We start from the raw sequence: 19,473 nt of genomic DNA, 5'->3' as shown, positions 1-19,473 counted from the left end.
TATAATAATCTCGCCACATGCTCCCGCCGGAATTTCATCTGAATGACTTAGAATTCACCAACCACTTCGCCACCTGCCATACTGCTCAGGCTTTGCCAGGTTGTGAGATCAATATTGTTCGAGATAAATCGAACAGATCCATCACACAACAGGGCATGCACGCCGCCTGTGTGCATACTGCGCGCTGCAACGCTGCGGTTGCCGGGAGTCGCTTCTGCAATGCACGGCAGTCGATCCGCTTCATTGACACAACGGGTAACGAGGTCCGGGGAAGAGGAGTTGGGCCCGACCCGCGTCATCAGCGGATACGCGTCCGGTTCATCGTTCCAGATCCAGGCACGCAGATCCCAGGCCGTTGTCGCAGGCTTCAGCATTTCCATCATCGCCAGTGTATTACTGGTTCCATCTGTGATATCACGGAACTTGGCACCAAAAATATTATTAAAGGGTGACGCTACGCCCTGACTTGCGAAGGTATTCCGGCCCCAGTTGAGACCATAATTTCCGCGAATACTTTCACCGGCCATGTAGAATTGAAAAGGAAAGATCGCTTCTCGATCACTGGGACATTGCCACGTCGGGATCGGTACGATGCGAGCTGCGTCGTTTGAAGTAAGGTGCCAGCTGTCATTGTGATTGTAGAGATTGTAGATATTCGCCTGATCTATGAATGGCAGCAGGAACAAACAGAAAGGAGTTCGCTTCGTCGGTGAAGTACCTGGCTGGTTAACGCGATACAGCATCCCGGGGGGAAAACGCGTATGGGCATCATGATAGTTGTGTAACGCCAGTCCTAACTGCTTCAAATTGTTTTTGCAGCTTGATCTGCGAGCCGCCTCGCGCGCTTGTTGCACTGCGGGTAACAACAGCGCAATTAGAATGGCAATGATGGCGATTACCACCAGTAATTCAATGAGAGTAAATCCGCGTTTTTGATTTCGTATCATCGTTTGAGCGCTCCTCAAGAAAGAAACAGATTAATGAAATGAACGGGCAGCAAAGAAAGAATTTTCCGTCGACAGGTCGAAATGCTGCGACAACTGTTTTAAGAGATAGCTTGATAATTATTATGCATAATATATAATGCATAATGTGTAATGTCAATAAAGCCAGTTATGATTATTGATCAATCTGAATGTACTTGTTCGAATGGATGTAAATAAGTAACTGTTATGTAAAGATATACGAGTAATGTTTACAGCCGATTGGAATCGAGAAGGGATAGGATCAGTTAGGCTTTTGGGAGCTGCTGGTTTGCGAAATCTTGCTGTCCTGTATTTGAACATTCGCATTCAGAGCGCAAGATGATGTATTATGCATTATGTGTAATCAAAGGAGCCCTCATTGAATTTGATTGCATCTCTTGGTTCTCAAACAACGCTTTTTGAGGAGTTTTGGCAATGAATCCACCGACATCACTTTCCGAACATCGGTTAAATGTAGGTTCGCTGCGATTCGATATTTTCAGTCAGATTCTGCTCTCCATTTTTACAGGCGAGTACCCAGCAGGGATGCGTTTAAAAGTGCAGCATCTGGCAACACAATATGGAGTGAGCAGCACACCTGTTCGGGAAGCCATCGTCGAGTTAACGGGCATTGGAGTCGTAGAATTGATTCCCAACCGCGGTGCGGTGGTAGCTCCGTTCGGCGTTCCCGAGATTCGAGAAATCTATCACGTTCGGAGAATTCTGGAAGTCGAAGCGGTGCGCTGTGCCTGTGATTGCCTCGATCTGCACGAGATGAAACAACTCCTGGTTGATACAAAAGTCTTACAGCAGGCAAGCCGCGATGCAGACTGGGGTGTTCGCTGTTCTGATTTAGATAAAAGAACACACATCACAATTGCGAATGCTGCAGGTAATGCAAGGTTGAAAGCAGAATTGAACCGCTACGATCGTCTGATGCATATCATTCGAGTGTTGGTCAATGATTGGCAGCCATTTCTGGACCAAATTCATGCAGAACATATCGATGTCCTGGAAGCAATCATTCTTCGGGATAAAGACGCTGCTGGTGAAGCCATGGCTCGTCACCTGAAAGCAACCTGTGAACGCGCCATTAAAGGAGTATTTATGCATGGTCTTCCTGAGGCATAAGGAGCCTCGCGCTAATTCAAACTCAATGATAAGAATTCCGGGTCTTACGAAAGTAATTATTACTATGTTCAGCCGCGTGTTGCTTCAACAGGAACTGCAATTCAATTGGATCATGAGAGGTGTCTTCGGTTTGGGGATCACACTCGTCGTTCTCTCCCAAAGTGGATTTTCAGCAGAGTCTGTCAAACGATCGTCGGGCGATGTTGTTCGCAAGTTGATCCGGAATTCCTGCATCGACTGTCACAATGATGAGACTACAGAAGGCGGCCTCAATTTGAAACGAGTCGACTGGAAGCTGGACGACCCCCAGGTTCGTCTCCGCTGGGTACAGATCCATGATCGTATCGCTGCAGATGAAATGCCCCCTGAGGCGAGTGACCTCCCGCAAGCAGACCGCCAGACTCTGGTCAATCAGCTCTCACACGCAATTCTGAACGCTGATACTCGGGAAGTTCGCACAGAAGGACGCGGACCAATGCGACGACTGACACGTCATGAATATGAACAAAACCTGCGCGATCTGCTCAAGCTGCCGCATCTCGATATCAAAGACATGCTGCCCGCAGATCGGGAACGGTATCATTGTAATAAAGTCGCCGAAGTTCTCGATATCTCTCGGATTCAGATGGAAGCTTATCTCAATGCCACGGCAACTGCACTGCGACAGGCAGTTGCCTCAGGTCTGAAACCTCGTCAACCAGAGCACCATCGTCTGCCAGCCACGCGCATGTTTCAGACTGCAAACACATTCGGCGAACGTGAGGCGATGTTTTACGCGAAGCACTCGCAAATGGTTCCCCTCACCGGCGCTGATCTGGCTCGAATCCGTAAAGAAAACAAACATGATCCGGAAATGGAATTGGCTATTTTTCGGTCGGCTTCCTGGCCCTATTATGGATATCCGGATGTGTTCAAAGCTGTCGAACCCGGCACGTACCGGCTCCGTTTTTCAGCCCGCGCAGTCCGGCAGTTACCCGACTTCAGTCTCAGGCCGGCACGAGATTCCATTCCCATGAATTTCCGGGCCCGCAAACGATCCGGCCCCGATGTTTCAGGCGATGTCCGTGCTACACGCGAAATCCTCGACATTCAACCACAGGTTGCCGAATACGAAACGACCATTCAACTCAAGAAGAATGAAACATTCGAGTACAGTTTGTTAGGGTTGCCGGTTCCACGCGCCATCAATCCGCCGAATGCACCGCTGTATTACGACTTTCCACCAATGCCTGAGGGGGGACATGGGGGAATCGCATTTCAATGGCTGGAAGTGACCGGCCCTATCGACTCGGCCGAGTGGCCTCCCTCTTCACACATACAGCTCTTTGCCGACCTCCCGATTCGTCAGGCAAATCGGAGCGCATTAACTGTTGAACTCGTTTCGGCTCAACCAGAGCAGGATGCGGTGCGACTCCTCAGGCGTTTTATCCATCTCGCTCAGCGTCAACCAACTTCTGATGATGTCATCAAAGTTTATGAGCGGCTTGTGTTAAGTGAACTGAGTCACGGAACACCTCTGGCCGAAGCATTGTTGTCAGGGTACAGTGCATTTTTGTGTTCTGGCCAGTATCTGTATCTCCCGGAAACTCAGTCTGATTCGCCCCATCGACATTATGCCATTGCTTCTCGGCTGTCTCATTTTCTGGGAAACACGCGTCCCGATTCCGAATTGATGTCGCATGCAGCACAAGGAGAACTACTGGATCCGGGCATCTTACAGCATGAAACCGATCGATTGCTCAAAGCTGCGTCGAGTGAAAACTTTGTAACGAATTTCACCGATTACTGGTTGTCGTTAAAAGAGATCCGCCGTGATGAACCCGATGTGCGACTTTATCCGGAGTACCGCTTTGATGATTATCTGATCGAATCGATGGCAGCAGAAACGCGAACGTTTTTTAAAGACATGCTTCAAAATAATCAGCCCATTACCGTGCTGGTGGATTCAGACTATGCTTTCATCAATGACAGACTTTCGCGGCATTATGACCTGGAACCGGTCAGTGGGTCACGGTTAAGGCGTGTGGCTCTGCCTGCCTCTGGTTCTTATGGTGGAGTACTTACACAGGCAGCGATGATGAAAGTCACGGCCAACGGCACCACGACGTCACCGGTATTACGTGGTGCCTGGATTATGGAACGCATCATGGGAGACCCGGCTCCACCACCGCCGGTCTCTGTTCCTGCGGTCGAACCTGATATTCGAGGGGCAACTACGATTCGCGAACAGTTGGCTCGACACACGAAAGACCCGGCTTGTGCCGCCTGTCATGCCCGCTTCGATCCGGTTGGATTCGCGCTGGAAAATTTCGATATTATGGGGGCCTGGAGACAACGTTATCGTAGTTTGGGCAGTGGAGTAAAGATAACCGGCATCGATCGCGCCGGCCATGCGTTTTCCTACCGTGTTGCTGGACCCATTGATGCCAGTGGGCAGCTCAGAGACGGTCGGGGATTTCGTGATATACGGGAACTCAAACAGATTCTCGCGTCCGATCCCAGGCAGTTGGCGCGAAATCTGATCCATCAATTAACCGTTTATGCGACGGGAACTCCCGTCCGGTTCTCTGATCGCCCCACTGTTGAATCAATCCTCGATCAATGCAGTGAGAATGGATATCGCACACGAGATCTTCTGCAGACGTTTATCCAAAGCCCGATTTTTCTCGGCACTGATCTGCGATCTCCTGTGACACAAAATTCCGAATGACACGATGAGGATAAAACGCTGAAAATAAAACGATGCTTTCAACTCGATGCAGCACTCTCAATAACGAGAAGCGTATTATGACTTCAAAACCCAATTATATTCCGACTACAAAAACGATGTCCCGCCGTCGCTTTCTGCGTGGCACAGGGGTATCGCTGGCTCTACCATTGCTGGAGTGCATGACGCAACGTTCCGTCGCCGCACCAACCGGGAAGTCGGAACCTGGTCGCATGTTGTTAATTTCAAATAATCTAGGTGTCTTACCAAAACCATTCTTCCCCAAGACAACGGGCGCCAAGTATCAGCTCTCTCCCTATTTACAGGAGCTCAAAGAATATTCCCAGGATTTTACCGTCTTCAGCGGCCTGTCTCATCCGGCATGCGAAGGGGGACACTCGACCGAAAACTGTTTCCTCACGGGAGCCAGACATCCCACGAGTAGTGGCTTTCGGAATACGGTCTCGCTCGATCAGTATGCGGCAGAGCAACTGGGCCGACAAACCCGTTTCGGTACGCTGAATCTCGGCGTGAATATCGATAAGGCAAATCGCAGCCTGTCGTGGACCAGGGACGGTGTCTTGTTACCGGCCGAAGACAGTCCGGCCCGGCTGTTTCAAAAGATGTTTATCCAGGGGAGTGATGCAAAGATCGAACAGCGCCTGCATCAGCTCAAACGGCGAGGCAGTATTCTGGATGCCGTTTCAGAATCGACACAAAAATTCAGTAAGAATCTGGGACGCAATGATCGGGCGCGTCTGGATCAGTATTTTACATCAATTCGCGAACTGGAAGAGAGACTGGTCGCTGCTGGCGAGTGGGAACAAAGCCCCAAACCGAAAATGGATCAGGAACCGCCCCTGGACATTGTAGACCGGGCTCTGTTGTTCGAAAAATTCGAACAGATGTTGACGATGGCGACTTTGGCGCTGCAATCGGATTCCACTCGTATCGTCACATTGATGGTCGATGCCTTTGCAACTCCTGTATTTCAGTTGCAGGAGAGTGAGAATGAGAAAAGTACGACTGGCTACCACTCACTCAGTCATCACGGCATGCGCGCAGATCACTTGGCCCAACTGGAAAAAGCGGATCGTCGTCAGATGAAACTGTTAAAACAGTTTCTGCAAACACTTGCGAATGTGCCAGGCGAATCCGGTCGGCTGCTGGACAGTACGATGGTCCTCTATGGAAGTAACATGGGCGATGCCAACACGCATGACAACACCAACTTGCCGATTCTACTGGCCGGCGGTGGGTTTCGACACGGTCAGCACCTGGCCTTCAATCGCGATCACAACGCACCACTCTGTAATCTGTATGTGAGTATGTTGCAACGCCTTGGTGTCGAGACGGATCAGTTTGGGTCAGGTCATACAACACTGGCAGGGCTCAAATCCTGAAATGATTCAAGTTCTGTCGCAATTGATAGCAGCATGAACATCCAGAGGACTGCTTTCAATCAGGCTGACTCCCGTTTCGATGTTGGGGGATCTTCTTCGGGAGCGACGTCAACGGAAACGTTCATGCGATGTTCACCACCCCCGACAATCGTTCCCTGGATCGGACAGACGTCATAATAATCTCGTCCCCAGGCGACTGTGATATGATCGGTAGAAGCCAGGACATTATTCGTGGGGTCGAGATCAATCCAGCCTGCTTTTTCGCCACAGTACACAGAGAGCCACGCATGTGAGGCATCGGCTCCCACAAGACGAGGTTTGCCTGGCGGCGGTTCCGTTCGTAAATAACCACTCACATAACGTGCCGCCAAACCCAGTGATCGCAGGCAGCCGATCTGAAAATGCGCAAAGTCCTGGCAGACGCCATGACGTTTTTCGTATACTTCATTAATTTCGGTATGCACGGTGGTCGCGCGCGGATCGTATTTAAAATCTTTATAAATGCGTGCCGTGAGCTCAGTCAATGCAGCTAAGATCGGACGATCCTTCTCGAATGAAACTTTCACATAATCTTGCAGCGCAGGAAATTGCTTTATACCTGCGGAATTAAACACGAACTGATACGCGTCGAGTGTTTCTGGAGAACGGTCTTGCTCCAGTTGAGTGACCACAGACTCCCAGGGGGGCGTTTCGTTTTCAGGCACCTTGGGAATGGGGGAAACCACAATATGACTCGTCGCGGTCACGGTGAGACCCAAATGAGGCTGATCGATCGAAAAATAAGAGACTTTATTTCCGAAGTAATCTTCGCGATTAGTAATACTGAAGGGCTCCGGGTGAATCAGCAGCTTAAACTTATTGCACTTTTGATGCGGCAATTCACGCGGCGCCAGATGCACCAGGTTATGGCAAACCGGTACCGCCTGAGAATAGGCATACTTCGTCGTATGTGTGACTTTATATTTCATTGGGGGCTAATGTCTGAGAGTTGGTGTGAAGGAACAGCATGCACGAGATACCGGTGCGAAATTGCTTCTGAAAGCTTGGGTAACTGAAACTCCCAGGTTTCAATCAGACGTTCGAGCGGTTCATAATCACCCAAGCTATGGGTTTCTGCCACCTCCTGGATGTCTAACATACGCACCGAATGTAGCAGCGTCATGGCCAGTCTTTGTTCTGCCGTATAATCCGGCTGCTCATGATTCCGTGGCAGTCGTTCGACATGTTTGGAAAGCTGCATGAATTGGAACACCAGAGAACGCGGGTTTGTTTCATCCGTTAATAAAAGATCAAGTACCGCCGGTAGTTGCAGGTTTGCCAGATAGCGCGAGCGGTAGGTCATCAGGCTGTCTGCCACTTCCAATACCGTTTCGTAGATCGGACCTTGTGCTTCTGGCATCGGGATGAAACAGTTTTTAACAAGGCTGATGATTTGGAACGACCGCTCTACCCGGCGGCCTAATTCCAGAAATCGAAAGGCCTGGGTTCGAGTCATGCTCTCCATCACGATGCCGCTGAACGCGGACAGTTCGGTAATCAGGTCGTCGGTTTTCGTCAACACATCTGCTAGATTAGTAACGCCGAATCGTTCAGGAAGAAACCCTTTATCAATGCGGCGGATAATCCGCCAGGTGTCAAGGGAAATTCGGTCTCGTACGATGGAACCCAGTCGAAACAGTTCATCAATCACAGAACGTAGCGACGAAGATTGTGTTTTGTCAAACACACAAGTTGGTAAGACATGCTCGATGGGCGGCATCAGGTTGCGCATTTTATCAATCGCATAATCAGGTTCGATCTGGCCTTGATCGGCCAGACACCGCAGTAACACAGGCACTTCGATATCGCTCGTAGATCGAGTTTCGCCACTCATCCGGTTGACTGCGCCGCGCAGTACTCTGGCGAGAGCCTCGGCTCGTTCCAGCTGACGCCCTAACCAGAAGATATTATCTGCAGCACGGCTGGGAAGTTCGGAACCGCTGCGGCGTAACGTGATCGTACGCCCTTGTTCTTTGAGCAGAGTCACATGCTCGACCGGGCTATCTGCTAACACCCAGGCATCTTTACTACCTTCCCCTTTACGAATCGAGACTTCCAGTGGATCAAGCGAAGTGGAAGTGCGCGCCAGTGCGCCTCGCATAACTGTGTAGGAGTCGCCGCTGGCAACTGCATACGCACGCAGCGCCAGGTGAGCGGGTTGGATCGTTCCGCGCCAGACGGGCACACTGGATCGCATTACTTTTTCCTGAGCAGCAAACTGCCTTGGATTTGCTGCGATCAGTTCCGCCAGCTTTTTGGGTGACATCTCATTCAATGATTCGAGGGTGGGATTGTCCTTGCCACGGATGCGAAATGCAGGTTGAATAGTCAGCTTCTCAAGGTTCTTAAGCACATAATCCAATTGATCTGGCAGACCGCACCACCACGAAGCCACACCCGGCATCAGCAGGTCTTCCCCGAATAGTGATTGTGACAAGCGTGGCATAAAAGCCATGAACGCAGCAGACTCTAGTAAACCGCTTCCCAGCGCGTTCGCAATACCGACTTGCCCTGACCGTGCTGCTTGAGTGAGTCCGGCGACTCCGAGCCTTGAAGACGCATTCAGTTCCAGCGAGTCGCAATCACTGCTGTTTTGTCGTCTGAATATCACGTCTACCGGAATCAGTCCGCCGAGCGTTTTCAGCATCACTTGATTTTTACGCACCGCAAGGTCACCACCTTCTACAAGTGTGTAACCCAGATAGCGCGCCAGGTAGGCGTCCTCGAAGTAATTCGAGCTCGACGGTCCATGACTCAAGAGCACAACCCGCGGATTTTCCTGTCCCTGGGAGGCCAGACTGCGTAGCGTTTCTTGCGCTGCCATAAAAAACGGAGCCAGGCGTTCAACATTGTATTGTTGAAACAGATCCGGAAACATGCGCGAGGTCAGAATTCGATTTTCCAAAGCGAAGCCGATACCAGATGCTGCTTCGGTTCGATCCGCCAGAACCCACCACTCACCGTTGGGAGCACGCGCCAGATCTGCTGAATAAAAATGCAAAAAACAGTCGTTTTCCAGATCTTTACCCTGATAGGCACGCAGGAATCCGGGATGCGAGAAAACCAGTTCCGGCGGTAAGACTCCCTGTTTCAATAGCGATTGCTCACCGTACAGGTCTTTCAGAATCAGATTCAGTAAGCGGGCACGTTGCTCTAGCGCCGTCGATACAGAATTCCATTCTTCAGCGGAGATCAGAAAGGGAATCGCATCCAGTTCCCACGGACGTGGTTTATCCTCCGACGTGACGTAACCACTATAAGCAAAGTCATTGGCCTGCACAGTATTTTGTGCCTGTTGCCAACGATGTTCAAACTCGTCTCGGCCAATTTTAACGACGTCATCAAGAAATAATTTTGAGTGGGGACGCGGCTCAGTTGCATCCATCATGAATTCATCAAAGACACCTCCAGGAGGAGAATAGCCTTGGAAAATATTATTCACGGAAATTGGGGAGGTCGGCACGTTCGCTTTTGATCCTAAAGTGTGAAAAGTAAATCTACCAGTAGCCAAACCATACTTGATTTAACAGGAAAAGCTGTGCAGGTAGAAAATAAGGCAACCCGGGGGCAGTGATCACTGCAAACCCGAATTGCCGTTATTTTATACAATGCCGCGGTTCCGGCGAAGGTCAAGTGTCATCGGAAACAGAGGGTTTTTCTCATCTTCAGGAATTGACTTGGTGCCTCCTGTGTGTCCCATCTTGAAAAAGCGGGCTGCACGGCGACTTTCCGCTTCATAGCCATTTACAGGGAATGATCCGGGATTAAGCCCCCCCGGATGACCTACATGGTAAGTACAGCCCCCAACAGAGCGGTTCACCCAGGTGTCCAGTATGTCGAACACCAGTGGCCCGTCGACTGGAATTGTGGGGTGCAGACAACTAGGCGGTTGCCAGGCACGATAACGCACCCCGGCGACAAATTCCCCTTCGGTGCCCGTTGAATGCAACGGGATTTTTCGACCGTTACATAAAAGGATATGACGTCCGTTCGACATCCCGCGCACTTTCACTTGTAAACGTTGAACAGAAGAATCAACAAATCGTGCTGTCGCACCCCCCGCGGGTTCTTCACCCAGTACGTACCAAGGCTCAATGGCAGTTCTCAGTTCAAGGTGAATTCCCCGATTTTGGATTTCACCAATGAAAGGAAATCGAAATTCATAGTGAGGTTCAAACCAGTTTGCTTCCAGCGGAAAATCTTCCGCAATTAAGTCTTCGATCACATCTTCAAAATCCTGCTGGATAAAGTGCGGCAACAACCAGCGATCATGAATTGAAGTATTCCAATCGACCAGATCCGGTGTGTACGGTTTTTTCCAGAAGCGGGCGACCAGTGCGCGGAGCAACAGTTGTTGAGTCAAACTCATCTGCCAGTGAGGAGGCATCTCGAACCCTCGAAATTCCACCAGCCCCAATCGTCCTGTTGCACTGTCAGGAGAGTAAAGCTTATCAATACAAAATTCCGCGCGGTGTGTATTGCCTGTCAAATCAACCAGCAGATGCCGGAAAACACGATCCACCAGCCAGGGGGGACATTCGCCGTTCTTGGGAATCTGCTCAAACGCAATCTGCAATTCGTATGTCGCATCGCATCGGCCTTCGTCGACTCGTGGCGCCTGACTGGTAGGTCCAATAAACCGCCCTGAAAAGAAATACGAGAGTGAGGGGTGATTATGCCAGAAGGCAATCAGGCTTTGCAGCAGGTCCGGGCGTCGTAAAAAAGGACTGTCAAACGGAGTGTGAGAACCCATCACAATGTGATTTCCACCACCGGTGCCCGTATGTGTTCCATCCAGGTCAAATTGTTCCGTACCCAGTCGCGTATGCCGCGCGTCTTCATAGACTCCGGCTGTGATGTTGACCAGTTCTTTCCAGTTCTGAGCCGGTTGTATATTGACTTCAATCACTCCCGGGTCGGGGGTGACTTTAATGTGTTGTAATCGATAGTCAGTTGGTGGGAGGTAACCTTCCAGAATCACGGGGATATCTAGTTCTTCTGCGGTGAGCTCGATCTCCGTGACCAATTCCAGATAACTTTCGAGTCGGTCTACGGGAGGCATAAAAATATGCAGGTTGCCTTCTCGCGGCTCAAAGCACATCGCAGTTCGAATGATGCCAGAGTCGTACGAGGGAGTTTCAATATCAGATTGTTCATCCTGGCGTGGTTTCTCAAGGACATCGCCTGCGCCGGTCTGCTGGAAAACCTGATGCTGCACACGGCCGTTCGTACTTTGTGCGGGACGCTGAAATACGGTCTGCTGACGTAAATTCTCGTAATCCGGCAGCGCTTCTGTTTCTTCAAAGGGGACTACCGGAACTGGTGAATATTCACCCGAAATCGGAGCTGGCAGGGAATCTAGTGGAAGACGGAGTCCCATGGGAGAGTCGCCGGGAATCAAGAACAGATTTTCGGAACGAACCGGCCAGTGACCGCTTTTCCAACGTGGCTTGGCGTACCACCACTGGTGCATTAACGGGAGCAGGCATCCCACGGGGGAATCCAACCCCTGTTCAAACACACGCGCCAGACGAATTCGTTCCTCTTCATCGTCAAGATCGGAATTGAAAACGTCGGCATTGACGGCCAGACGCCGCTCTTTCCAAAGGTAGTACATCGCATCTTCATAAGCGAGTGCAGCGTGTTCTGGCTCGAGTCCCAGTCGCTTTGTTAGTCGCTCTGCAAAAAGCTGGGCATGTTTGATTTCCAGGCCATTGTCTTGATCTGGATCAGCCAGAAGTCGAGTATTATTCCAGATGGGTTGCCCGTCTGTTCTCCACATGCACGTCATAGCCCAGCGAGGCAATGGTTCACCGGGGTACCATTTTCCCTGTCCATAATGGATCAGACCATCCGGGGCAAAACGTTGACGCAGTAGTTCAATCAGATTTCCCGACAGACGTCGTTTCGTGGGACCAACGGCGGCAGTTTTCCATTCATCGCCTTCCATATCATCGATCGAAACGAAAGTTGGTTCTCCCCCCATGGTTAGTCGAACATCGTTGTTTTCTAACTGCTCATCGACCAGGTGACCAACGGCTTCGATCCGCTGCCATTCTTCCTCTGTGTAGGGTTTCGTGATACGGGCATCCTCATGAACTCGAGTCACTGTCATTTCATGCCGGAATTCGACCTCGCACTCCCCAATATTCCCGCTGATGGGGGCCGCATTGGAGGGCTCGGGCGTACAAGCCAGGGGAATATGTCCTTCTCCTACGAGTAAACCGGATGTCGGGTCGAGGCCGATCCAGCCAGCGCCGGGCAGGAACACTTCGGTCCAGGCATGTAAATCGGTAAAGTCTTCCGTAGCACCAGACGGGCCGTCGAGCGATTCGACATCAGGCTTGAGCTGAATCAGATAGCCTGAAACGAATCGGGAAGCCAGTCCTAAATGTCGCAGGAGTTGCACGAGCAGCCAGGCACTGTCGCGGCACGAACCGCTGGCCAGCTTTAACGTTTGTTCCGGAGACTGGACTCCATGTTCCATACGAATGACGTAGCGAATCATTTCTTGCAGACGTTGATTCAGACCAACCAGAAAATCAATGGTTTTGATCTCCGAGCGGTCAATTGATTCAAGCAGGGCAGAAAATTCGGGTCCGGGTTCGATCTTAGCCAGAAATAGTTGTAAATCTTTAGCAAGGCTCGGTTCGTATTGAAACGGATATTCCATCGCCTCCGGTTCGAGAAAGAAATCAAACGGATTGATCACCGTCATCTCCGCCACGAGATCAATTTCCACCTGGAGGTGGCGTGTTTTTTCGGGAAAGATCAGCCGGGCCAAGTGGTTGCTGTGTGGGTCCTGCAGCCAATTGACAAAATGCTCTTCCGGGGTAACACGAAGTGAATAACTGCAGATCGGTGTGCGACAGTGCGGCGCAGGACGCAGACGGACGACTTGTGGTGCTAATTCCACGCTACGGCTATAGTGATAAATTGATTTGTGATTTAATGCGATACGGATCATGTTGTATTATCATTCAGATTAAAAAAAAATAAGATGCTTCCCCAATGGTGTTGATTCCATTAACTCGACTGGGTCTGGCTGGCAGTCTGACGAGCTTGAACCTGTGTCTGTGGGGATTGTTTTGAAATGAAAAAGTCATTCTGAATGGCTTCACCAACGAGATTCAACTGCTTCTGGAAGCCGTCAATATACTGATGCAGCCCTTGTTCAATAATATTATCGACGCTGGTGTAATCCATATTTGAACATAGCAGGCCGATGCGTTGTTCGGTCAGGTTAAGAAACGTACCTGCAGTGCTTCCCGTAATGCTTCTTAAAGACTGTTGTGCTTTTGCCAGACAGAAGTGCATTGAACGGGGGAACCGGCTATCTAGAACTAAGAAGTCAGCAACATGGTCCGGCAGAATCTTTCCATATTGACGTCGATACATGGCAAGGGCACTGGCTGATTGCAATAAAGCCGACCAGCGAACGACATCGAGTGCGGAACCCACATCGTTCGCATCGGGGAGTAAAATATAATACTGAACGTCGACGATTCGCGAAGTTTTATCGGCCCGTTCGATCATTCGTCCGACACGCGCAAAGTGCCATGATTCTCCATGAGACATGGTTGAATCGGTTGCACCTACCAGCATGTGACTCGCCAGTCGCACACGTTCACAGAATTCCTGCGGTTGATCCTGCGTCGTTTCAAGACCGGCAGATGACCGGACCATGAAGTAGAACTGATTCAATTGTTCCCAGACAACCGAAGGAATGATCTCCCGAATAGTTCGGGCATTTTCGCGAGCGAGAGCGGCACAAGAAAGAATCGAATTCGGATTTTTCTCGTCAAATAAGAGAAACTTTAATACATTCTTGCGAGTGAATGACTCGTATCGTTCTTCAAATGTGGCTTGGTCACCGGTTGTGAAGATCAGCGGCGCCCACTGGTTACCGAGTGTGTCAGTTTCTCCCAGTGTCAGATTGTAGTTGACGTCGATAAATCGTGCGACGTTTTCCGCTCGCTCAACATAACGACTTAACCAATATACAGAACTCGCGACTCGACTAAGCATTCTTATTCTCCTCAGCTGCTCGTGAAATGTGCGGCTCAGGAATCGAGCTACCGTTTCGCAGGATCCACGTATCTTTACTTCCACCACCTTGCGACGAGTTAACGATCATCGATCCTTCACGCAGGGCAACACGCGTTAGTCCCCCCGGCATCACATAAATCTCCTTGCCGCACAGTACAAACGGACGCAAATCCACGTGACGTGGCTTGAGTTCATCGTCTATCAGTGTCGGAACAGTCGAGAGGTTTAGCATTGGCTGGGCGATCCACTCCCGCGGATTGGCACGAATGGCATCGGCACATTTATCACGTTCTGCCTGCGATGCCTGGGGACCAATCAAGATTCCATACCCGCCCGATTCATTTGTTGGCTTTACAACTAGTTTGTCCAGATTTCCAAGCACATGTTTGCGTTGCTTTTCGTCAGAACAGAGATATGTAGGGACGTTAGGGAGTATCATCTCTTCACCGAGATAATATTTGATGATCTCCGGTACATAGGCATAAACGGCTTTATCGTCGGCGACTCCGGTACCAGGCGCATTCGCTAAAGTGACACGTCCCGCACGACAGACATCCATCAGATGGTCCACACCCAAAGTTGAATCCGGACGAAAACATTTCGGGTCGATAAAATCATCATCAATGCGACGATAGATGACATCCACACGACGCAGACCTTGTGTTGTTTTCATATGGACGTAGCCGTTTTCTACGACTAGATCAGAACCTTGTACCAGTTCAACGCCCATTTGCTGAGCAAGAAACGTATGCTCAAAATAAGCCGAATTGTAGATACCCGGCGTGAGTACCACGGCCGTCGGAGCGCTGACTCCTTCCGGTGCGCAGTCCAACAGAGTTTTCAGAAGCTGTTCGGAGTAATCTTCGATCGGCGCCACGGACATGCCTTGAAAGACGTGTGAAAATGTCCGTTTCATCAACTCGCGATTTTCAAGCACATATGACACGCCTGAAGGACACCGCAGGTTGTCTTCCAGAACGTAAATCTGGCCATCGCAATCGCGAATCAGATCAACGCCGGTAATATGGCACCAGACTCCCTGGGGAGGCCGAAATCCTTTGCATTGAGGACGCAGCGTCTTGGAAGACAGGATCAGTTCTTCCGGGACTTTGCCATCTTTTAAAATTTTTCCGTCGTTGTAGATATCATCAACAAAAAGGTTCAGAGCGTGAATGCGTTGCCGCAATCCGCTTTCGATCATTTTCCATTCATGTGCGTCAATGATCCGCGGCAAGAGGTCGAACGGCCAGACTTTTTCGGTTCCCGCCTCATGTCCGTAAACATTGAAGGTAATCCCCATGTTCTGCAGACTGAGGTCAGCTGTTTTTTGTCGTTGCTGCAAACTACCTTCGGAGAGCGTTTGCAGTCGCTCAACAAACTTTTCCCCACTTGGTCTGGGCTGACCGTCGGGGGCAAACATCTCATCAAAACTTTCGCCGGACTGATAGGGAGCGAGCCTCATTTACTGGATTCCTCAACGAGCGTTCTTGGACGGAATTTCTTCAAGTATACTATATAAAATCAATTCAAAGCAGATTGCGTGCCGTATTCGGTCGATAATCGATGCTTCGTAGAATTGTGATGAATTCACATGATTTGGTGGAATTACCACCTGGCGTCCGCGTAATGTATCAGCATTATTTTAGAAGGTCTGCCTTATCTTTAGGCAGTTGCGGGTGTTCTTACGTTCGACTGTTTCAGCCGGAAATCCATTACGGTTTTACGTAAAAAAGGCACATATTATGTTGTGATTTGTTGCTGATATTCTTGAAGAAGTAACAAAGATTACAAATAGTCTCACTCTTTGCATAGATCGGGATGCAAGCTATCTAGAAAGAATTGGTTTTCTGACTGAAGTGAAATCTTTTCGAATGGACCTCCTTGGAGGGGATGAGTTATTTTTCAATTGCTTCAAAATCGAATGTAAACTCATTGGTGCCCGATCCGACTTCGACCTTGAAGGGGCTGGTGGCGATTTTTTGAGCCTGCTTGGGAATCGAGAGGGAAGATTTCAGTTTGGGGGCCGTTTTGATTCCGGGGATAACAGGTTCCTCAGCAGGGGGATTGATGGTGACGGTATATGATCCGAGCGCCACCTTTATTATCGTTGCTTTCCCCTCGTCATCGAGTGTTCCACCTCCCCCTTCCCCCGTTTGTTCATTCACGAGATCGACTTGCGCATTAGCGACGGGATCGCTACCGTTCGTAATTACAATGGTCACTTCACTTCGAGGCTTCTCTGAACCAGGTGAATGATCGCAACTATTGAGACCTACGAGGAATAAAACGAGGAGTCCTGTCAAAGCGAGTTGTCGACATGCGGATGGGGAAAACGGAAGGTAGGTCATGATCTTTTCCAGCAGCGGTGTTTGGTAGGGAGGCAGGTTGTGAGGCCCCCCGATCAGTGATCGGGGGATTTGAGAAAGCATTAAGCAAGTGGACGAACTTAATATTCTCCAATCACTTTTCCATCATCGCGAACACACAATTGTCTGAGAGTTTCCATGTCGATATTTTCAGAAATAAAACGAACGGAACCATCAGTTAAAACTGCATGCACACCTCCGACATGATGTGAGTTGATGATCGTGTTGGCAGAATAGCGGCTGTTTCCCTGTGAAGGGGCAGTGGAACCCCAATAGGCATTTGGTGGATATCGAACCGTTGTTGTACCAGCGGCATACCAGAAACCACCGGCGCTCAGTGGAAGTGGAGTCCGTGCGTTCCAGGCCGACAGGCTGGAGTTGGCCCATCCATGCCAGGCTCCCAATGCATTGGCACTTTTTTGAGTGCCGCTCACTTGTCCTGACTGTTCTGCCACGATAATGGTGTTGGTGGCTCCGTCTGTGCAATCACGAAATCGTTTGCTCTCAAATGGAACCAACATTCCCGTATTACAGTTGCTGGAGCTGCTGGCCAGAATATCGCCCGTACAAACATTGGTTCGTCCAGCAGGGTCCGGAGTCGCTCCAGAGATACCAACATAGTCAATGATCATACTTTGCTGACCGGGATCTGAATTACTGGCAGAGTAATTGAAATCGCTCGTGTTGGTCATGCCATACGGATTTGAAGGGCACTTATACACGGGTAGACGAACGGAATAAAGAATCGTGTTTCCCGGAAATCCTGAGTGAGCCCAATAGCCATTCGCTCTGGTTAACTGGTTATAAACATTCGCCTGATCCAGGTAAGGCAGAACGCCGACGCGCCAGTTGGGGAAAGAGCCGGTTTGTGAACCAATCGGGAAAACCGTGAAGTTATCATTGTAATTGTGCAAAGCCAGTCCGAGTTGTTTCATGTTGTTTTTACAGGTGGAACGCCGCGCTGCTTCACGTGCCTGCTGGACTGCTGGTAACAGTAAGGCAATCAGTATCGCAATGATGGCAATCACAACGAGCAACTCAATTAAAGTAAAGCCTCGTTTTAGGTGTGGTCGAGATCTCATAATTAGTTTCCTGTGGAAGGATGGGAAGGAATGTATGCGGTGAGGTTTTCAGATACTGCAACTTAAATGCCACAATGATGCACTATTACAAAGTAATACTAATTAAAGGGAGGTGGAACACTTATTTGTAATCTATTATGTATTAATTAAGAAATGAATACTGAAATTACAGAGGTGAGTATTCATAACTTATTGTAATGATATAGGTTATGGAAATCGGTCTGAGAAGCAGAGACAAGCCAGTTTTGAGGGGGTGTCTTTGTGCAGATTATCTTTCAGGGATATTCAACGCCTAGTCAACAATCATACTTTGCGCAAAAATAGTGCAGTTCAAGCACTCTTGTCGTGAAGGAAATAACCTGTGCAATGCCGGTTTTGAATTAAGAGCACCCGGGAATTGTTTGACGCACAAATTCTTCGATCATGCCTTGAAGTAATGTTCCGGTAACCTGTTGGAATTCGTACCGGACGCGGACAATGGGTATGGATGTCTGGATAACATGAGACAGGCCGGCCGGGGTGGCGTCGATAATGAGATCAGCATTCGAGCCTTTGATGGTTTGGCTCAACTCTGCCCTTTGCTCTTCTGAGTAACCTAAAGCTGGTAAGATTGGCCCCATATGCGGGTATTGTTGAAATGCCTCAGCGATACTTCCTACAGCGAACGCACGCGGATCAATCACCTGCTCGGCCTGAAACTGAATTGCTGCACAATAGCCGGCTCCTGTTGCCATCCCCCCGTGGAGCAGGGTAGGGCCGTCTTCGATCACAAGCACGCGCTGGTTTGCAATCAGCTCAGGTTGATTCACAACAATTTCAAGATTCGATTCAATCACTTCAGCTGTCGGATTCAGTCGCTTGATATTTGCTTTGATTTGCATAATGGCTGCTGTTTCTGCAGCAGAGACTTTATTGATCACGATCACGTCTGCCATCCGCAGATTTGACTCGCCCGGGTAATACTGTACTTCGTGACCGGGACGCAATGCGTCGGTAACCGTGATGAGCAAATCCGGTTTGACAAACGAAAAGTCATTATTCCCCCCGTCCCACAAAACAATGTCGGCTTCCTGTTCGGCGGTTCGCAGGATCAGTTCGTAATCGACGCCGGCGAAAATGGAGAACCCCAGTTCCAGGTAGGGTTCGTATTCCTCACGTTCTTCAATCGTACAATCATAAGCGTCCAGATCTGCTTCAGTAGCGAACCGCTGACAGCGCTGTTGCGCCAGGTCACCGTAAGGCATCGGATGTCGAATGATGCCTGGTGTCAGTCCCAAATCAGAAAGTCGACAGGCAATCCAGCGTGTTAGCGGACTTTTCCCGGCGCCCGTTCTGACTGCTGTCACAGCAATCACGGGTCTGGTTGACTTCAATTGTGTCTGTTCCGGGCCCAGGAGTACAAAACTCGCTCCACACGACTGCACCAGCGATGCCGTGTGCATCACCGTTTCGTAGGCGAGATCACTGTATGCCAGGAAGACGAAATCGATCTCAAACTGGCCAATGAGTTCCGGCAACTGTTCTTCGGGGAAAATGGGAATATCCGATTCATAGTTTGGCCCTGCCAGTGATTGTGGAAAAACACGCGAATCAATGAAAGGGATTTGTGTGGCAGTAAAAGCACAGACATGGAATTCTGGATACTTGCGGAAGAAGGTCTGAAAATCATGGAAGTCACGGCCTGCAGCTCCGGCGATGATACAATTGAATTTCGAGTGCATGAACTCAATC

12 protein-coding genes are annotated in these 19,473 nt (G+C 49.8%); 3 read left to right on the top strand and 9 right to left on the bottom strand.

Features of this window, described 5'->3' with window-relative positions; genetic code table 11:
- Positions 1-47: 47 nt before the first annotated feature.
- Entirely contained in the window at positions 48-947 is a 900-nt protein-coding gene (locus AAC022_RS00145; protein WP_339726808.1) for a DUF1559 domain-containing protein, read from the bottom strand.
- Between the two features lie 453 nt (positions 948-1,400).
- Between AAC022_RS00145 and AAC022_RS00140 the strand changes: the two genes are divergently transcribed.
- From AAC022_RS00140 to AAC022_RS00130, 3 genes are all read left to right on the top strand, one after another.
- The gene (locus AAC022_RS00140; protein ID WP_339726805.1) at positions 1,401-2,096 is read left to right on the top strand and encodes a GntR family transcriptional regulator; all 696 of its coding nucleotides are present in this window, start codon (positions 1,401-1,403) and stop codon (positions 2,094-2,096) included.
- 64 nt (positions 2,097-2,160) lie between these two features.
- Complete coding sequence (locus AAC022_RS00135) at positions 2,161-4,806, top strand: DUF1592 domain-containing protein (protein WP_339726802.1); 2,646 nt, start codon at positions 2,161-2,163, stop codon at positions 4,804-4,806.
- 77 nt (positions 4,807-4,883) lie between these two features.
- Positions 4,884-6,206, top strand: a complete 1,323-nt coding sequence (locus AAC022_RS00130; protein ID WP_339726800.1) for a DUF1552 domain-containing protein — start codon at positions 4,884-4,886, stop codon at positions 6,204-6,206.
- 59 nt (positions 6,207-6,265) lie between these two features.
- On the opposite strand, the gene AAC022_RS00125 is transcribed toward AAC022_RS00130, so the two are convergent.
- The 8 genes from AAC022_RS00125 to AAC022_RS00090 form a co-directional block, all read right to left on the bottom strand.
- Positions 6,266-7,174 (bottom strand): transglutaminase family protein, encoded by a 909-nt coding sequence (locus tag AAC022_RS00125; RefSeq protein WP_339726798.1) that lies wholly within the window; start codon positions 7,172-7,174, stop codon positions 6,266-6,268.
- The gene (locus AAC022_RS00120) at positions 7,171-9,708 is read right to left on the bottom strand and encodes a circularly permuted type 2 ATP-grasp protein (protein WP_339726796.1); all 2,538 of its coding nucleotides are present in this window, start codon (positions 9,706-9,708) and stop codon (positions 7,171-7,173) included. The genes AAC022_RS00125 and AAC022_RS00120 overlap by 4 nt, the downstream gene beginning before the upstream one ends.
- 138 nt (positions 9,709-9,846) lie before the next feature.
- The gene (locus AAC022_RS00115; RefSeq protein WP_339726794.1) at positions 9,847-13,212 is read right to left on the bottom strand and encodes a transglutaminase family protein; all 3,366 of its coding nucleotides are present in this window, start codon (positions 13,210-13,212) and stop codon (positions 9,847-9,849) included.
- Positions 13,213-13,271: 59 nt separating this feature from the next.
- Positions 13,272-14,273 (bottom strand): alpha-E domain-containing protein, encoded by a 1,002-nt coding sequence (locus AAC022_RS00110; RefSeq protein ID WP_339726792.1) that lies wholly within the window; start codon positions 14,271-14,273, stop codon positions 13,272-13,274.
- Positions 14,266-15,756, bottom strand: coding sequence for a circularly permuted type 2 ATP-grasp protein (locus AAC022_RS00105; RefSeq protein WP_339726789.1), 1,491 nt, complete (start codon positions 15,754-15,756; stop codon positions 14,266-14,268). Before AAC022_RS00105 ends, AAC022_RS00110 begins: the two co-directional genes overlap by 8 nt.
- Positions 15,757-16,189: 433 nt before the next feature.
- A complete protein-coding gene (locus AAC022_RS00100; RefSeq protein WP_339726786.1) occupies positions 16,190-16,642 on the bottom strand; it encodes a carboxypeptidase-like regulatory domain-containing protein in 453 nt (150 codons plus the stop codon).
- Positions 16,643-16,740: 98 nt separating this feature from the next.
- Complete coding sequence (locus tag AAC022_RS00095) at positions 16,741-17,742, bottom strand: DUF1559 domain-containing protein (protein ID WP_339726783.1); 1,002 nt, start codon at positions 17,740-17,742, stop codon at positions 16,741-16,743.
- A 380-nt stretch (positions 17,743-18,122) separates the two neighbouring features.
- The gene (locus tag AAC022_RS00090) at positions 18,123-19,463 is read right to left on the bottom strand and encodes a cyclic 2,3-diphosphoglycerate synthase (protein ID WP_339726781.1); all 1,341 of its coding nucleotides are present in this window, start codon (positions 19,461-19,463) and stop codon (positions 18,123-18,125) included.
- Positions 19,464-19,473: the final 10 nt, after the last annotated feature.

Origin of the sequence: uncultured Gimesia sp. (assembly GCF_963976445.1) — a bacterium.
Lineage (GTDB): Bacteria > Planctomycetota > Planctomycetia > Planctomycetales > Planctomycetaceae > Gimesia.
This window is presented reverse-complemented; position numbering and strand designations above follow the sequence as displayed.